At 72.8% G+C, this 16,838-nt stretch carries 15 protein-coding genes; 5 read left to right on the top strand and 10 right to left on the bottom strand.

Features of this window, described 5'->3' with window-relative positions; genetic code table 11:
- The first annotated feature begins 46 nt into the window (after nt 1-46).
- Nucleotides 47-454, top strand: coding sequence for an RDD family protein (locus ABC138_RS03870; protein ID WP_068421969.1), 408 nt, complete (start codon nt 47-49; stop codon nt 452-454).
- A gap of 13 nt (nt 455-467) precedes the next feature.
- Here the strand turns inward: ABC138_RS03870 and ABC138_RS03875 are convergent, their stop codons facing one another.
- Nucleotides 468-1,190 carry a DUF4191 domain-containing protein gene (locus ABC138_RS03875; protein WP_338538258.1) on the bottom strand — a complete coding sequence of 241 codons (723 nt, stop codon included), beginning with the start codon at nt 1,188-1,190 and terminating at the stop codon, nt 468-470.
- A gap of 37 nt (nt 1,191-1,227) precedes the next feature.
- Nucleotides 1,228-2,283 (bottom strand): lipoyl synthase, encoded by a 1,056-nt coding sequence (lipA, locus tag ABC138_RS03880; RefSeq protein ID WP_068324835.1) that lies wholly within the window; start codon nt 2,281-2,283, stop codon nt 1,228-1,230.
- 160 nt (nt 2,284-2,443) lie between these two features.
- On the opposite strand from lipA, the gene ABC138_RS03885 reads away from it, so the two are divergent.
- A complete protein-coding gene (locus ABC138_RS03885) occupies nt 2,444-2,872 on the top strand; it encodes a pyridoxamine 5'-phosphate oxidase family protein (protein WP_068324833.1) in 429 nt (142 codons plus the stop codon).
- Here the strand turns inward: ABC138_RS03885 and lipB are convergent, their stop codons facing one another.
- Genes lipB through ABC138_RS03900 form a run of 3 tightly spaced genes read right to left on the bottom strand, consistent with a single transcriptional unit; the run spans nt 2,873 to nt 4,663 of the window.
- Complete coding sequence (gene lipB, locus ABC138_RS03890) at nt 2,873-3,541, bottom strand: lipoyl(octanoyl) transferase LipB (protein ID WP_338538257.1); 669 nt, start codon at nt 3,539-3,541, stop codon at nt 2,873-2,875.
- Nucleotides 3,542-3,561: 20 nt separating this feature from the next.
- The gene (locus tag ABC138_RS03895; protein ID WP_345912807.1) at nt 3,562-4,293 is read right to left on the bottom strand and encodes a peptidase E; all 732 of its coding nucleotides are present in this window, start codon (nt 4,291-4,293) and stop codon (nt 3,562-3,564) included.
- 19 nt (nt 4,294-4,312) lie between these two features.
- Entirely contained in the window at nt 4,313-4,663 is a 351-nt protein-coding gene (locus ABC138_RS03900) for a hypothetical protein (RefSeq protein ID WP_345912808.1), read from the bottom strand.
- A 109-nt stretch (nt 4,664-4,772) separates the two neighbouring features.
- Between ABC138_RS03900 and ABC138_RS03905 the strand changes: the two genes are divergently transcribed.
- Entirely contained in the window at nt 4,773-6,449 is a 1,677-nt protein-coding gene (locus ABC138_RS03905) for a serine/threonine-protein kinase (RefSeq protein WP_345912809.1), read from the top strand.
- Between the two features lie 29 nt (nt 6,450-6,478).
- Here ABC138_RS03905 and ABC138_RS03910 read toward each other — a convergent pair whose 3' ends face one another.
- The 5 genes from ABC138_RS03910 to ABC138_RS03930 all read right to left on the bottom strand — a co-directional run bounded on the left by ABC138_RS03910 (nt 6,479) and on the right by ABC138_RS03930 (nt 15,435).
- Nucleotides 6,479-7,384, bottom strand: a complete 906-nt coding sequence (locus ABC138_RS03910; RefSeq protein WP_345912810.1) for a TIGR01777 family oxidoreductase — start codon at nt 7,382-7,384, stop codon at nt 6,479-6,481.
- A 1-nt stretch (nt 7,385) separates the two neighbouring features.
- Nucleotides 7,386-9,221, bottom strand: coding sequence for a 2-oxoglutarate dehydrogenase, E2 component, dihydrolipoamide succinyltransferase (gene sucB, locus ABC138_RS03915; RefSeq protein WP_345912811.1), 1,836 nt, complete (start codon nt 9,219-9,221; stop codon nt 7,386-7,388).
- A gap of 33 nt (nt 9,222-9,254) precedes the next feature.
- Nucleotides 9,255-12,188, bottom strand: a complete 2,934-nt coding sequence (locus ABC138_RS03920; RefSeq protein ID WP_345912812.1) for a glycosyltransferase — start codon at nt 12,186-12,188, stop codon at nt 9,255-9,257.
- 63 nt (nt 12,189-12,251) lie between these two features.
- Nucleotides 12,252-13,646, bottom strand: coding sequence for a dihydrolipoyl dehydrogenase (gene lpdA, locus ABC138_RS03925; RefSeq protein WP_345912813.1), 1,395 nt, complete (start codon nt 13,644-13,646; stop codon nt 12,252-12,254).
- A gap of 301 nt (nt 13,647-13,947) precedes the next feature.
- Entirely contained in the window at nt 13,948-15,435 is a 1,488-nt protein-coding gene (locus tag ABC138_RS03930; protein WP_345912814.1) for a leucyl aminopeptidase, read from the bottom strand.
- Nucleotides 15,436-15,518: 83 nt separating this feature from the next.
- Here ABC138_RS03930 and gcvT point away from each other — a divergent pair, with 83 nt between their 5' ends.
- Nucleotides 15,519-16,628, top strand: a complete 1,110-nt coding sequence (gene gcvT / locus ABC138_RS03935; RefSeq protein ID WP_068324800.1) for a glycine cleavage system aminomethyltransferase GcvT — start codon at nt 15,519-15,521, stop codon at nt 16,626-16,628.
- The gene (locus tag ABC138_RS03940; protein WP_068324798.1) at nt 16,625-16,837 is read left to right on the top strand and encodes a hypothetical protein; all 213 of its coding nucleotides are present in this window, start codon (nt 16,625-16,627) and stop codon (nt 16,835-16,837) included. The genes gcvT and ABC138_RS03940 overlap by 4 nt, the downstream gene beginning before the upstream one ends.
- Nucleotide 16,838: the final 1 nt, after the last annotated feature.

The raw sequence follows: 16,838 nt of genomic DNA on the forward strand, positions 1-16,838 counted from the left end.
CCCGGCCGGTGGTCGCGTCCATCGACGGGACGCATAGGCTGCTCCGGTGAGCAGCAGCGCCGGCCGTCGTGTCCCCACCCAGGACGAAGGGGGGAGCGCCGCCCCCTTCGGTCGTCGCGTCCTCGCCCTGCTCGTGGACTGGATCGCCTGCCTGGTCATCACCCACGGCCTGGTCGGCCGGGTCGTCGAGCTGAGCCCGGAGGGCTTCTCCTTCGTGCCGCTCGGTCTGCTCTTCGTGCTCAACACGCTCGGCGTGACGCTCGGCGGCGCGACCTTCGGCCACCGCCTGCTCGGCCTGCGGGTCGTGCCGGTGCACGGGCAGTGGGTCACCCCCCTTCGCTCCGCCGTCCGGGCCGCGCTGCTGTGCCTCTTCATCCCGGCGATCATCATGCTCAAGGACGACGGGCGGGGACTGCACGACCTCGCCGCCGGCACGCGGGTCACGCGCCCCTGACGAGGACGTCGGCTCAGCGACCGCGCAGGGCGCGGCGGTCCATGCGCGCGCGCGTGGGGTCGACCCCGGCGGGGACGCCCTGGCGCAGGCCCGGGAGGGACTTCAGCCGCTTGTTGACGACGGCCATCTCCTCCTTGGACAGCTCGGGGCGCAGCTTGGTGAGCGTCATCCGGATCTTGCGGGGGGCGAGCTCGCCCTCGCCCGAGCCGACGCGGAAGGTGTGGACCGTGACGCCCGGGGCGACCCGGTTGATCTTCTTGGTCTCCTTGACGAAGAGTCGGTCGACGCGGTGCTTGGGGCCCTCGCCGAGGAGCACGACGCCCGGCCGGCCGAGCGCCCGGAAGACGACGGCCGCGGTGTTGATCTCGCTCGGCTTGGTCGCGTCGGCCGCGACCGGCTCCTGGTCGTAGTACCAGCCACGCCGCAGGGCGGACAGGCCACCGATCGAGGCGCCGCGCTGGCCCTCCATCTGCGCGAAGGCCGCCCGCTCACCCCGGCGGGACATCATGATCATCGCGGCCAGCGCGGCGAAGGGGAGCGCGACGAGCAGCGAGGCGAGGACGTGCCCCATGACCAGGCCGATGACGGCGCCCACGGCCAGCACCGCGACGAAGGCGAGCAGCATCCACAGACCGATCTGCGGGTCGATCTGCTTGATCGTCGTGTAGACGGTGCGGAGGCGCTTGAAGGGGTTCTCGCGCTTCGGCTTCTCGGGCTGCTCGTTCTTGCTGGCCATGGGGGTTGAGTCTAGTTCCTCGGGAAGGGGGTGGGGTTCAGCCGTCGGTGCCGGTGGCGGGCTGGTCGAGCAGGGCCTGGGCGCGGGACTTCGCGACGAGCGAGGAGGCCTCCTGGCGGGCCGGCTCGTCGATGGCCTGCTCGAGGTGCGACAGGTGCTCCGGGATGGCCCGGCCCCACTTGCGCATGGCCGTCGCGTAGAGGCGACCGGCGCGGTAGCTCGAGCGCACCAGCGGCCCCGCCATGACGCCCTTGAAGCCGATGTCCTCGGCGAGCTCGCTCCAGTGGACGAACTCCTCCGGCTTGACCCACCGGTCGATCGGGTGGTGCAGCTTGGAGGGGCGCAGGTACTGGGTGATCGTCAGGATGTCGCAGCCGGCCTCGTGCAGGTCGCGGATCGCCTCCTCGACCTCGTGGTCCTCCTCGCCCATGCCCAGGATGAGGTTGGACTTGGTGACGAGCTCCGCCTCGCGGGCCATCGACAGGACCCTGAGGGACTTGTCGTAGGTGAAGGCGGGGCGGATCTTCTTGAAGATGCGCGGCACGGTCTCGAGGTTGTGGGCGAAGACCTCGGGGCGGGCATCGAACACCTGCCCGACGAGCTCGGGCTTGGCGCCGAAGTCGGGCGGCAGGATCTCGACACCGGTGTGCGGGTTGAGCTCGTGGATCGCCCGGATCGTCTCCGCGTACAGGGCGGCGGCACCGTCGGGCTGGTCGTCGCGGGCGACGCCGGTCACGGTCGAGTAGCGCAGGCCCATCTCGCGCACGGACTCGGCCACGCGGCGCGGCTCGTCCATGTCGAGCGACGTGGGGCGGCCGGTCGCGATGTCGCAGAAGTCGCAGCGCCGGGTGCACACGTCACCACCGATGAGGAAGGTCGCCTCACGGTCCTCCCAGCACTCGAAGATGTTGGGGCAGCCGGCCTCCTGGCAGACGGTGTGCAGGCCCTGGCCGCTCACCCGCCCGCGGATGGCGTTGTACTCGGGGCCCATCTTCGCCGTGGTGCGGATCCACTCCGGCTTCCGCTCGATGGGTGTCTCGGCGTTGCGCGCCTCGACGCGCAGCAGACGACGTCCTTCGGGTGCGACGGTCACGCAGCTCTCCTGGCAATCTCGGTGGTCCCGGTGGTGTCCGGAAACCGCTCCAGCCTACGCCGCCCCCGCGGAGGGTCGAAGGGGGGCGACGGGCACCCCCTTCGTCACTAGGATCGAGGTGTCGGGCACACGGACCCGCACGGGGTCACAGGAGGTCGGAATGACGCAGTCACCCATCCACGGGATGAGCCGGGACGAGTGCTGGCAGGAGCTGCGCGGGCACGAGTTCGGGCGGCTCGCCTTCCACCTGGCGGGGGAGGTGCACATCGTCCCGATCAACTACGCGATCGACCGCGAGGTCCTGCTCTTCCGGACCGCCCAGGGCAACAAGCTGCTCGGCGTCGTCATGCAGTCGGACGTGGCCTTCGAGATCGACGGCTACGACTCCGCGCAGGCGTGGTCGGTCGTCGTGCGCGGCCGGGCGCGCGTGCTGGAGTCCACCGATGACCGCGAGCGCGCGGAGGCCTCCCGGCTGCGGTCGTGGGTGCCGACCGACAAGGACGTCTTCGTCGAGATCGCCCCCGAGGAGATCAGCGGGCGGCGCTTCGACCTCGACAAGCCGTGGGAGCACGCGATCCCGCTCCGGTGATCAGGCGGTGGCCGCGGCTCCGCGGGTGAGCGGCAGGTCCTCGGTCATGACCTCGAGCAGGTGGGCCCTGGCCGAAGGGAGGATGTCGGCCACGGTGAGGTCGCGCCCGGTCTCCAGGGCGAGGGTCGAGACGTCCGCGTCCGGGATGCCGCACGGCACGATCGTCTGCGTCCACGACAGGTCGCAGTCGACGTTGAGGCTGAACCCGTGCATGGCGACGTCCCGGGAGACGCGGATGCCGATCTGCCCGAGCTTGCGGTCGCGCGCACCGTCGGCGCCGGGCACCCAGATGCCGGAGCGTCCCGGCACGCGGGTCGCGGTGACGCCCACGTCGGCGGCGACGCGGATCATCATCTCCTCGAGCCGGCGCACGTGGGCGATGACGTCGCGGCGACCGGGCAGGTGGGCGATGGGGTAGCCGACGAGCTGCCCGGGGCCGTGCCAGGTGATCTTGCCTCCGCGGTCGACGTCGATGACCGGCGTGCCGTCGACCGGCCGCTCGTGCGGCTCGGTCCGCTTGCCGGCGGTGTAGACCGCCGTGTGCTCGAGCAGGAGCGTCGTGTCCTCGAGCTCGCCGGCCACGACCGCGGCGTGAACCCGCTTCTGGTGCTCCCAGGCGGTCAGGTAGTCGACGGTGGCGGGCGCGAAGCCCAGCTCCTCAAAACGCATCGGGCCAGCCTACGCCCGGCTCAGCGGGGGAGTCGTCGGGTCTCGACGGGGGTCTCGACCGCCCGGCCGTCCTCCCCCTTCGTCACGATGTACGCCCCCTTGCCGTCGACCTCGGTGACGGCCTCGACGAGCTGGGTGCCGCGGTAGACCAGGCCGACGCCGTCGTCCGTGCAGTGGGTCTCGCCGAGCGTGCCGTCGGCGACCAGACGGTGCACCGTCGGCCGGCGACGGGCCTCGTTGTCGTAGTGCACGCCGTTGTCGTACGGGAGGAGACCAAGCCCGTCGGTGACCGCCCGCAGCTCCGGCCCGAAGGAGTCGGTCGTGCCCCCGCGGAACCAGCAGATCGAGCCGGCGCTCACGCCGGCGAGGACGACGCCGGCCTCCCACACGCGGCGGAAGACCTCGTCGAGCCCGTGCACCCGCCAGACCGCGAGCAGGTTGGCGACGGACCCGCCGTTGACCCAGACGACGTCCTGCGCGAGGAGGTGGTCCTCCATGTCCTCCACCGTCGGCATCGGGAAGAGGTTGAGGTGGGTGACGTCGTACCCGGCCGCCGCGCCCGCCTCGGAGAAGGCGGCGTTGAAGGTGCGCGGGTCACCCATGGCCGTGCCGAGCTGGCAGATCCGCGGGCGCGAGGTCGTGCCGGACAGCTCGACGGCGTGGTGGACGAGCCCGGCGAAGACGAGGTCCCCCCGCTCCGGCCGGACGTAGCCACCGGAGGTGGCGAGGATCGTGGGCTGGTCTGCGGTCATGACCGCAGGTTAACCAGCGTCATCCGAGGAGGCGGCGCCACCACGGCCGGCGGGGCTCCTCGAGCGGCTGCCCGGCGACGCGTTCGGTGAAGGACCCGCCCGGCGTCGTCCCCGAGGCCAACGCCCGCTGGAGGTGCGCCCGCACGTCCGGCGGCAGCTCGTCGAGGGAGGTGTACTCGGTGCCGTTGACGGAGTACGTGGTGGTCACCGCCGGCTCGGGCAGGGGACCGCCCTGCAAGACGTCGGGGATCCCGTCGCCGTCCGTGTCGGGCATCCGCGTGCGGACCAGGTCCTGCACCTCGGGCGGGAGGTCCGCCCAGGAGTCGTAGACCGTGCCGTTGTACTCGATGCGCTCGGAGCGAGGGGCCATGCGCGTCAGGCTAACGAAGGGGGAGCAGGACCGACGGTGAGGTCCGCGGCCGCCTCGTGCCTGTGGAGAACTCCGCGGCTGGATCGACGATCCGGGCCATGGTGGGGGCATGGACGAGATCCCGCCCCAGGTGCCCGGCTACCGGCTGACCCGCCTGCTCGGTCGCGGCTCGACGGCCACGGTGTGGCGGGCCCGGCGCGAGAGCGACGACGAGCTGGTCGCGGTCAAGATCGTGCGCGGTGGCCTGGACGACGAGAGCGTGCGCGAGTACGCGATGCTCCAGCACGCGGCCGGAGAGCACGTGGTCGGCCTGCACGAGATCCTCGAGGTCGAGACGGACGAAGGGGGGTCCACCGCCCTCGTCCTGGAGCTCCTCGCCGGCGGCTCGCTGGAGCGCGTGGTCGCCGAGCGCGGGCACCTCACGCCCGGGGAGACGGTCACGATCATCGCGCCGATCGCCGAGGCGCTCGCCGGCCTGCACGACCTCGGCATCGTCCACGGTGACCTCAGCCCCGGCAACATCCTGCTCGACTCCACCGGGCGGCCGGCGCTCGCCGACCTCGGTTACTCGCGCCTCACCGGCGAGGCACCGGGCGACGTGCACGGCACGGACGGGTTCGTCGCGCCGGAGGTCCTCGAGGGCGGGGACCCGGGGCGGGCCAGCGACGTCCACGCGGTCGGTGCGATCGCCTGGCTCTGCCTCGCCGGCTCGGCTCCGGGGCACATCGCCGCGCGCCCGGAGCTGGGCGACCTCGTGCCCGACGAACCCGCCCTGGTCGAAGCCGTCGAGTCCTGCCTCGCGACCGACCCGGCGCTGCGGCCTGAGGCGGACGAGGTGGCGCGCGCCGTCTTCGACGCGGTGCCCGCGCAGCCGCTGCGGATGACCTCGCCCGGCGACGTCGCGTCGGGCCTGACCCGACGCATCCGCGAGGCGGCGGCCGAGGACGAGCTGCGCACGCCCGCGTGGCAGCTGGAGCTGGCGGCGGCTCGCCCGGCGCAGCCACGTCGTCGGTGGTGGCAGCGTCGCCCCCAGCAGGCCGAGGGGGAGCGGGTACGGCGCGAGCCGCGCCGTGGAGGTCGTCACGCCGCGCCGCGCCGCAGGGACGAGCCCGTCGACCTCTCGCGCGACCCGGACGAGGTGAGCGAGCCGCGCGCGATCGCCCGGTCGGCCGTCGACACGCCTCTGCTCGGCCGGCGAGTCGGGACCGTCGTCGTGCTTGCCGTCGCCCTGCTCCTCGCCGTGATCGTCCCGTGGCGACAGATCGCGACCGCCGAGGACGAAGGGGGCGCCACCCCGAGCCACCCGTCCGCCCGGACGTCATCGGCGCCCGGGCCGGCGACCTCGCTCGCCACGGACCGCTCGGCGCCCAGGCAGGCGGCGAGGGGACTCGCGCAGGAGCTGACCACGCTGCGGCAGCACCTCGTCCTCGACCTCGACCGAGAGGTCGTCGCCCGGCTCGACGAGCCGGGCTCGCCCGCGGCCGCGCGGGACGGCCGGCTCGTCACCTCGTTGCGCGAGAGCGGTCACCGCTACCGGGGGGTGGAGCTGACCGTGCGCTCCGCGCAGCTGCAACGGACGGCGGGGTCGACGGCCGTCCTGCGCACCGTCGTCGACGAGAGCGCCTACACGGTGGTCGGACCGGACGGCGGGCGACGGACCCGGCCCGCGCGCCCGGGGCAGCGGGTCGACCTCGTCCTCGTCTGGCACGACGGGGCCTGGCGCGTCCGGGACGTCCGCGCTGTCCCGGACGTCGCGTCGTCGCCACGGGCGGCCGGACGCACCTGAACCCGCATTCCCCTAGGGCAATGCAGGACTCAGTCGTCGAGCAGGTGGGCGAGCGCCCCGTCGAGGTCGGGGTGGCGGTGCTCGAAGCCGAGATCCTGCAGACGCTGGGGGAGCACCCGGGCCGAGGCGAGGGCCTCGTCGGCGAACTCGCCGAGCACGACCCGGATCGCGGCACGCGGAGCCGGCAGGAGGGCCGGGCGGTGCAGCCGACGGCCGATGGCGCGGGCGACCTCGCGCTGGCGGGCCGGGTGCGGACCGGTGAGGTTGACGGCGCCGGTGACGGAGGGGTCCTCGACGAGCAGGGTGTAGGCGGCGACGACGTCGTCGATCGTGACCCACGGCATCCACTGGCGACCGGAGCCGAGCGGGCCGCCGAGCCCGAGCCGGCCCACTCGCAGCATCGGGGTCAGGGCGCCGCCGTGCGCCGACAGGACGATGCCGGTGCGGGCGTGGGCGACCGGTACGCCGGCTTCGCGGGCCGGGGTGGTCGCGGACTCCCAGTCGCGCACGACATCGGCGAGGAAGGTGTCCGCCTCGGCGGAGTCCTCGGTGAGGACCTCGTCGCCCCGGTCGCCGTAGATGCCGACCGCCGAGGCCGTGACGAGCCGGGTCGGACCCGCACCATCGGCGATCGCCCGCGCCACCAGGTCGGTGCCGTCGACCCGCGAGGAGTGGATCAGTGCCTTGTACTCAGGGGTCCACCGGCGGTCGCCTACCCCGGCGCCCGCGAGGTGCACCACGGTGTCGACGCCCGAGAGGGCCTGCGGCGGCAGGTGCTCCGCGGAGGGGTCCCACTGCCGCTCGTGCCCGGCCGAGGGCTCCCGGCGCACGAGGTGGACGACGTCGTGACCCCCTTCGCGCAGGGACGACGACAGCGCGCCGCCGATCAGTCCGGAGGCTCCGGTGATGGCGACGCGCTGTCGGGGTGAGGTCATGTCAGGCCTCGAAACGGCCTTCCTCGAGGCGTGCCTTGACGGTCCCGAGGAAGCGGGCCGCGTCGGCGCCGTCGACGACCCGGTGGTCGTAGCTGAGCGCCAGGTACATCATCGAGCGGATCGCCAGGGTCTCCCCGCCGTCGTCCGTCGTGATGACGACCGGGCGACGCACGATGGCACCGGTCCCGAGCATCGCGACCTGGGGCTGATTGAGGATCGGGGTGTCGAAGAGCGCACCCCGGCTGCCCGTGTTGGTGATGGTGAAGGTCCCGCCGGACAGGTCGTCCGGCGTGATCTTGTTGTTGCGCGTGCGATCGGCGACGTCCGCGATGGCGCGGGCGAGACCGGCGACGTTGAGGTCACCGGCGTTCTTGACGACCGGCGTGAAGAGGCCCTTCTCCGTGTCCACCGCGATGGAGAGGTTCTCCTGGCCGTGGTAGACGATCTCGTCACCCTCGACGCTCGCGTTGACACCCGGGTGCGCCTTGAGCGCCTCGGCCGTCGCGAGGGCGATGAAGGGGAGGAAGGAGAGCTTCGTGCCCTCACGGCTGACGAAGTCGGCCTTGGCGGCGTCGCGGACGCGGGCCACCTTGGTCATGTCGACCTCGACGACCGTCGTCAACTGGGCGCTGACCTGCAGCGACTCGACCATGCGCTCGGCGATGACCTTGCGCAGGCGCGACATCTTCTCGCGGGTACCGCGCTTGGACGTCGGGACATTGGACTCCATGCCCGCCGGCACACCGGAGGGGGCGGAGGCCACGGCCGGAGCGGCCGGTGTCGCCGCGGCCGGGGCAGCGGGGGCCTCGGCCGGCTGGTTCTTGGCCTTGGCCGCGTCGAGGACGTCCTGCTTGCGGATCCGGCCACCGATGCCGGTGCCCGTCACCTGCGCGAGGTCGATGTCGTTGTCCGCAGCGAGCTTGCGCACGAGCGGCGTGACGTAGGCAGCGGCGTCGCCGGCTGACGACTCCTGCTTCGGAGCCTCCTGCTTCGGGGCCTCGGCCTTGGGGGCCTCCTGCTTGGGTGCCTCGGCCTTCGGGGCCTCCTGCTTGGGAGCCTCCTCTGCCTGGGCGGCCTCGGGCTCCTGCGCAGCGGCCTCGTCGGCGGTGGTGCCCGCGGTGGCGGGCTGCTCCTCGTCGGCCTGCGGCGCGGGCGACTCCTCGGCTGCGGGCGCGGAGCCCGAGCCGGAGCCGCCGACGATCGCCAGGTCGGCGCCGACCTCGACGGTCTCGTCCTCCTGGACGAGGATCTTGGTCAGGGTGCCGGCGACCGGTGAGGGGATCTCGGTGTCGACCTTGTCCGTGGAGACCTCGAGCAGCGGCTCGTCGACCTCGACGGTGTCGCCCTCGGCCTTGAGCCAGCGGGAGACGGTGCCCTCGGTGACGGACTCGCCCAGGGCCGGCATCGCGACCTTGGTGCCCTCGCCGCCCTCGGCGGGGGTGGTCTCGGCGGCCGGGGCCTCCTGCGCCTTCGGCTCCTCGGCGGGAGCCTCCTGCGCCTCCGGCTCCTCCGCGGGAGCCTCTTCGGCCTGGGGCTCCTCGGCGGGGGCCTCCTGCGCGGGCTCGGCCGCGTCACCGGAGTCGTTCGACGCCGGGGCGTCGCCGTCCCCGATGACGGCGAGGTCGGCTCCGACCTCGACGGTCTCGTCCTCCTCGACGAGGATCTCCTGGATCGTCCCTGCCACGGGGGACGGGATCTCGGTGTCGACCTTGTCGGTCGACACCTCGAGCAGTGGCTCGTCCACCTCGACGGTGTCGCCGACGTTCTTGAGCCAACGGGTCACGGTTCCTTCGGTGACGGACTCACCGAGCGCCGGCATGGTCACCCGCTCAGACATGGGCCTCTGCTCCTTCTATCGAGATGGGGTACGTCACAGACTCTCACGAGTCCGTGCGCTGTTGTCCACGGGGTTCGTCACCTGATCAGTGGCGAGCGACGCCTCTCGGCGCCTGAGCTCGTCCTCGTGGCGGCGCCACGCGTCCTGGTAGGAGACGTACCCCTCGACCCACGGCTTCTGGCCGCCGGCCCAGTGGATGATCTTGGGGTCCACGACGTCCTCCTGCGACGGCCTGGCGTTCCAGCCGGGAGCGAGGCCCAGCCGGTCTGCGCCGACGTAGACGTTGAGGATGTGCTGGTCGTGCATGCCGAAGTTGTTGGCGTACGGCAGGAACCGCTCGCAGAAGTCGTCGGCGCGCATCCTGGCCAGGTCGAGGACCATGATCCCGGCGTTGAACCCGACGAAGTCGAAGGGGTGGCGCCGGGTCTCGCGCCGGATGAGCTCCGAGCCCATGCCCGGCTCGAGATCCTTGAGCGAGGCCGGGTTGAAGATGTTGGTGTAGCCGCTCTGCATCGTGCTGGCCTCCGAGTCACGAGCTGCCAGCGGGTGCCCCTGCAGGTCGGTCTCGTAGAGCTCGGCGACGTCGGCCACGGGCAGCGCGTCGATGTCGTGGTAGACCACCCGGTCGACGTCGGTGAGCAGCTGCGGCAGCACCAGGCGGTCCATCGTCGAGACGGTGATGTGCGGGATCATCGCGTGGATGTCGCCGTAGGTCACCTCGTCGCACGGCCACCACGAGAAGGACACGGTCGGGAAGAGCGCCGCGGCCCGGTCGAAGTCGGCCTGCTCGTGCTCGCGCACGAGGACGTTGAGGTGGATCGGTCGGCTCGCGTGCTCCACGAGCCCGTCGACGACGACGAGGAACTGGTCCTTGAGGTTGCCGTCGAGGGCGAGGACGATCTCCATCTCCTCACCGTCCGGACCGTCCTGCGTGCGCGGCACGTCGACACGGCCGGTACGGATCGTCGCGACCGCCTCCTCGACGTCCACGAGCGAAGGGAGGACCACGTCCTGCTCGTTGCGACGTCGGGCGGCTGCCACCCGCTCCGCGGTCACCTCGGACCAGATCGCGCGCACGCTCCCTTCGTCCTCACCGCGCAGGATCGCCGCGAAGACCGGCTCGAGGAGGTCGGCGATACCGCGGCCCATCTCGAAGACCTCGTCACCGGAGAGCGGGGCCAGGCCCGCGAAGCGGATGTCGGACGGGTTGCGCGGCGCGAAGTCGACCTCGCACCCGAGCGCGCGCGCGGGCAGGTAGGCATGCAGGCGACCGGTCACGACCTTGCCGATCGAGCCGGCGTACTCGTCGAGGCTGGCCAGGGCGGTGCGCAGGTTGGTCGCCATGTCGGCGCCCCGCACGTCCTCACGCTCGTTGTGGATGCGGCGAGCCCCACGGGGGGCCGGCAGGTCGATCCACACGGTGGGGGCGTCCGCGGGCCGGGGCGGGGTGTCGTCGGGCCGCACGTAGCGCACGGTCGTCGTCAGGCAGCCGGAGAAGAAGGCCGGGATGCCCTGCCCGAGGAGCAGGTCGACGGTCGAGTGGTCGCGGCAGCCGATCGGCGCGTGCGCCTTGAGGTGCTCGATCGTCTCGTCGGTGAGCAGCGCCCGCTTGTTGAGGTGGAAGGAGACGTACAGCGGCTTGAGGTGCCCCGGGAAGGGGAAGTCGTGCCGGACGCCACCGAGCTTGTGGGCGTACCAGCCGAAGGCGAGCATCCACGTGCCCTCGGGCACCTGCGAGTACGTCGAGGCGTCCCGGTCGACCTGGTGGAGGGTCACCGGCACCTCGGGGGAGTCGACGCGCAGGTCGGCCGGGACCCGCGTGGCGAGGTCGGTGGCGAAGCGCCCGAGGTCACCGTCGTCGAACCGCGCGCCGGTGTGGCGCACGAGGTGCGAGAGCGAGGCGATGGTCTGCACGTAGTCGCCGATGTTGCTCGAGGTGTTGCGGGGGTCGGGCTGGTCGTAGCCGATGACGCCGATCGAGACCGTGCCCGGGGTCGCCGGCGTCGGCTCCGTCGGCCCGGCGGCGATGCGCGGCGCCCACCTGGACATCCACGTGCGGTCGCGGACCAGCGCCTCGGTCTGGGCCTCGTCGAGCTCGCCGCTCGCGAGGTCCGCCGCCGCCGCGGCGTCGAAGCGCTCGGCCAGCCGCGTGCACTGCGCTCCGAGGTCCAGGCCCATGGCGCGGCGAGTGAGGGTCAGCCAGGTGTGCGTGCTGAGCGGCCCCGGGTGCTCCAGTGCGCGCTCCACCGCGTGCTCCGCGAGTGCCCGGTCGTGCTGCCCGGCGAGCAGCACGTACTCGTTGGCGGCGTGGCGCAGCCAGACCTCGTCGGGCAGGGTCGACAGCCGCTCCCAGGCGAACTTGGGCAGGCCCATCTGGTGGGCGATGAGGCCGGTGGCGAGCGTGCCCGCCTGACGGGTCGGTTCGTTGTCGTACAGCCACTGCGCGATCTGCCGGGCGACCGTCAGCTGCGGCGACCCCTTGGCCTCGCGCACGAGCAGCTCCATCGCGCCCTCGAGGCCTTCGCCGTGGGCGAGCGCGGTCGTGAACTGGGCGCGGGTGTGCAGCCAGCGGACGTCGCGCTCGAGCTCACGGCGCTCGTCCGCGGCGGGTGCGTGGCCCGGCGCCGGGCCGAGCTCGCTGGGCAGGCGGTGGCCCTCGGCGGCGGCGCGCAGGCCACGGTAGGCGTAGCCCAGGCCGGCGGCACGATCGGCTGCCTGGGCGCGCTTGGCCTCCAGCGCCTTGAGCGAGTCCTCGGCCGCAGCGAGCTTCGCCGCGGTCGCGTCGAGCTGCGCCCTGGCCTCGTCACGCTGCCGGCGAGCCCGGTCGCGCTGCTCGCGGGCCTTGCGCAGCTCCCCCTTCGCCGTGTCGAGGCGCGCGCGCACCTCGTCGACGCCGCCGATACGGGCGGCCGCGCGCTTGGTGACGCGCTTGGTGGCGCGGGGGAGTGAACGGGGGTCAGGACTCATGGTGCTCCGTGGTCAGGTCGGTGGGGACTGCAGGACAGCCTAGGACGATCACGACGGGCGGTCTCAGGCGTGCGCGTGCAGCGGACGGCCGGCGGCGAGCATCGCGGCCTCGCCAAGGGCCTCGCCCTGGGTGGGGTGCGCGTGCACGAGGGGCGCGACGTCCTCCGGGTGGGCCTCCCAGCCGACGACCAGCTGCGCCTCGCTGATGAGCTCGCTGACGCCGAGGCCGACCATGTGCACGCCGAGCACCGGGCCGTCCTTCGCCCGCACCAGGGTGACCGAGCCGGTCGTGCCGCGGATGATGCTGCGACCGTTGCCGCCCAGCGGGTAGGTGACGGTCTCGACGTCGTGGCCGGCTCCCTTCGCCGCCTCGGTGGACAGCCCGACCGAGGCGATCTCGGGGTCGCAGTAGGTGACCTTGGGGATCGTCACGTCGTCGACCGGGCGCGGGTCGAGGCCGGCGACGTCCTCGGCGACGAAGATGCCATGGGCGAAGCCGCGGTGCGCCAGCTGCAGGCCCGGCACGAGGTCACCGACGGCACGCACGCCCTCGACATCGGTCCGCAGCCGCTGGTCGGTCGGGACGAACCCCCGCTCGAGCGTCACCCCGGCCTCCTCCAGGCCGATGCCCTCGCTGCGGGGCCCGCGACCCACGGCGACCATCACGAGGTCGACCTCGAGCGGGTCGGCGCCCTCGAGGTGGACGACCGCGCGGTGCTCGTCGGCCTCGACGGAGGCGACCCGGGTGGAGGTGAGGGTGGTGATCCCGCGCTTCTTGAACTCGCGCGTCAGGTGCTTGGAGATCGACGGCTCCTCGGCCGCGACGATCCGGTCGAGGGCCTCGACGACCGTCACCTCGGCACCGAAGCTGCGCAGCATCGACGCGAACTCGACGCCGATGACGCCGCCGCCCAGCACGGCGACGCGCTGCGGGATCTCGGCCAGGTCCATCGCCCGGTCGCTCGTCATGACCCGCGGCCCGAGCTCCACGCCCGGGATGGTCCGGGCGTACGAACCGGTCGCCAGGACGACGGTCCTCCCGCTCAGGCGCGTCGTGCCCCCTTCGCCCTCGACCTCGACGGTGCTCGCGTCGACCAGCCGGCCGCGACCGGTGACGACCTCGATCCCGGCCTGTCCGATGAGCCCGGTCAGGCCCCTGTGGAGCTGGGCGACGACCTTGTCCTTGCGCGCGTGCAGCGCGGCCGTGTCGATGCCCTCGAAGCTCGTGAGCACCCCGTGCGACGCCGCCACCCGCGCCCCGTCGGCCAGCTCGGCCGCGTGCAGCAGCGCCTTGGTCGGGATGCATCCGCGGTGCAGGCAGGTCCCCCCGATCTTGTCCTCCTCGACGAGCGCGACCGTCAGGCCCAGCTGCGAGGCCCGCAGCGCGCAGGCGTAGCCGCCGCTCCCCGCTCCGAGGATGACGAGGTCGAAGGGGGACGAGGTCGTGGGGTCGGCCACGGCGAGGCTCCTTTGCGCGTTGGTGTGTCCGGGGTCACGGACCGGCCCAGCGTACGGCCTCGTGCGCGTGGTCCTGCGCGCGTGGTCGTGTGGTCACCCGAGCGGGCGCAGGGCTGGGGGTGGCCCTAAGGACGAAGCCGGCGGACTCTCCCTTCGACTCCCGTCGACCGGACGTGCCGGCTTCGCCCATGAGTCGGGCCGACCCCCACCCTGCGTCCGCTCCGCGTGCGGCGCGGGCTCAAGAGGCGGGGTCCAGCGCCACCCCGTGCCCTGGGCCACGCCGGGACGAGGGCGCGAGGACTCAGCCCAGGCTGGTCAGGTGCTCCAGGAGGGTGCCGACGGCGACGCCGGTGCCGCCCTTGGGGACGTGGCCCCAGGGGGCGCCCTCGTTGAAGGAGGGGCCGGCGATGTCGAGGTGGGCCCAGGGGATCTGCTCGCCGGAGGAGTCCTTGGCGAACTCTTGGAGGAACAGGCCGGCGGTGAGGGCGCCGCCCCAGCGGTCGCCCTTGTGGGCGATGTCGGCGACGGCGGAGTCGAGGCCGGAGCGCAGGTCGGCGGGCAGCGGGAGCGGCCAGCTCGCCTCGTCGGCCCGCTCGGAGGCCACGGTGATGGCGGTGCGCAGGGCGTCGTCGTTGCCCATGACACCGAAGATCTTCGGGCCGAGGGCGACGACGCAGGCGCCGGTGAGGGTGGCGACGTCGAGGATCTGGTCGGGGCCGGACTCGGCGGCCAGGGCCATGCCGTCGGCGAGGACCATGCGGCCCTCGGCGTCGGTGTCGATGATCTCGACGGTCGTGCCGTTGCGCATGGTGACGACGTCGCCGGGGCGCTGGGCGTTGCCGCCGGGCATGTTCTCGGCGAGGCAGAGGTAGCCGGTGACGGCGATGGGCAGGCCGAGCTCGGCGGCGGCGACGACGGTCGCGGCGACGGCGGCGGCGCCGGCCATGTCGGACTTCATCGTCGTCATGCCGGCGGAGGGCTTGATGCACACGCCGCCGGTGTCGAAGGTGATGCCCTTGCCGACGAGGGCGACGTGGGGGACCTTCTTGCTGCGCGGGGCGTAGGAGAGGGTGACGATGCGCGGCGGGCGGCTGCTGCCCTGACCGACACCGACGATGCCGCCGAAGCCGCCAGCGACGAGCGCCTCGTCGTCGAGCACCTCGACGGTGAGCTTGCCGGAGGACGCCTTGGCGACCTGCTGCACCTGCTCGGTGAAGGACTGCGGGTAGAGCAGGTTGGGCGCGGTGTTGACGAGGTCACGGGCCCAGGCGACGTTGCGCGCGACCGTCTCGGCACGGGCGATGACGTCCTTGGGGGAGTCCTTGCGGCCGAGCCCGGAGAAGACGGTGATCTCCCGGTCCTCGGCGGTCGGGGCCGCGGACTTGTGCGCGGTGAAGGCGTAGGCGCCGGAGAAGGCCCCCTCGGCGATCGCGGCCAGCCCGGCCTCGTCGGTGTGCGGGAGGGACAGGGCGACGGAGCCCTTGCCGGCGGCGCGCACGGCGGCACCGGCGGCACGACGAAGGGGGTCGCTGCCCCCTTCGCCCTCACCGAGACCCACGAGCACGACCTTGTCCGCGGAGACGCCCGGGACGGCCGCGAGGGTCGTCGTGTCCCCGACCTTCGTGCTGACCTCGAGGACCGGGACGACGCCAGCGAGGTGCTTGGCCGTGGCCCTGGGCAGGTCCGCGGCGGCGACGACGGTGGCGTCGCCCACACCGGTGACCCCGAGCACGAGGGTGCGACCGGACCACGCGGAGAAGGATCGGGAACCATGGATCAGCGAGGGCACGTCGGGGGCACCTTTCGGTTGGGGAAACGGTGGGTGTACCTCCGGCAGGCTATCCCGGATGACGAGACGGTAGCGTCTGGCGCATGACCGACAGCGACGCCCTGCGCACCTCCCCGATCCACGAGCGCCACGTGGCGCTGCAGGCCAAGATGGCCGACTTCGGCGGCTGGGAGATGCCGATCGAGTACCCGGGCGGCGGAGTCGTCGCGGAGCACACCGCGGTCCGCGAACGGGTGGGCCTGTTCGACGTGAGCCACCTGGGCAAGGCGCGGGTCTCCGGGCCCGGGGCCGCCGAGCTCGTCAACTCCACCCTGACCAACGACCTCGGGCGCATCGCCCCCGGGCAGGCCCAGTACACGATGTGCTGCAACGAGTCCGGCGGCGTCGTGGACGACCTCATCGCCTACCTGCGCAGCGACGACGACGTCTTCCTCATCCCCAACGCGGCCAACACCGCGACCGTCGTGCAGATGCTCCGGGACGCCGCGCCCGAGGGCGTCGAGGTGAGCGACCTGCACGAGGACTACGTCGTCCTCGCCGTGCAGGGCCCCAAGAGCGACGAGGTGCTCACCGCCCTCGGCCTGCCCGTCGACCACGACTACATGTCCTACGACGACGCGCAGTGGCAGGGCCACGACATCACCGTCTGCCGCACCGGCTACACGGGGGAGCGCGGCTACGAGCTGGTCGCCCCGGCCGCGGCCGGCCTCGAGCTGTGGGACGCGATCGTCGAGGCGATGGCCCCCTTCGACGGGCTGCCGTGCGGTCTCGGTGCCCGCGACACGCTGCGCACCGAGATGGGCTACCCGCTGCACGGCAACGACCTGTCGCCGGAGATCACCCCGGTCATGGCGCGCTCCGCCTGGGCGGTCGGCTGGGACAAGGAGACCTTCTGGGGCAAGGACGCGCTCGTCGCCCAGCGGGTGGCCAAGTCCTCCAGGCTCCTGCGGGGCCTGCTCGTCACCGGCCGCGGCATCCCGCGCAGCCACTGCGCGGTCCTCGTCGACGGCGTCGAGGTCGGTGAGGTCACCTCCGGCACCTTCAGCCCCACCCTCAAGCAGGGCATCGCCCTCGCGCTCCTCGACCGCTCGGTCACCGACGGCGACGAGGTCGTCATCGACGTCCGCGGCCGCGAGGTCGCGGCCACGGTGACCAAGCCCCCCTTCGTGCAGGTGCAGGTGAGGCAGGCATGAGCGACTCCTACCGCTGGCGGCTCGAGGACTCCTCGGGCGCGCCGTTGGTCAACGGCCCGGGCCACACCGTGCCCTTCCCGACGCAGGCGGACGCTGAGGCGTGGTTCGCCGAGTCGTGGGAGGACCTCGCCGACGCCGGCGTCGCGCAGGTCAGCCTCCTGCACGAGTCGGAGGTCGTGTACGGCCCGATGTCGTTGACGCAGGCCTGAG

Origin of the sequence: Janibacter sp. LM (assembly GCF_039631275.1) — a bacterium.
GTDB lineage: Bacteria > Actinomycetota > Actinomycetes > Actinomycetales > Dermatophilaceae > Janibacter > Janibacter terrae.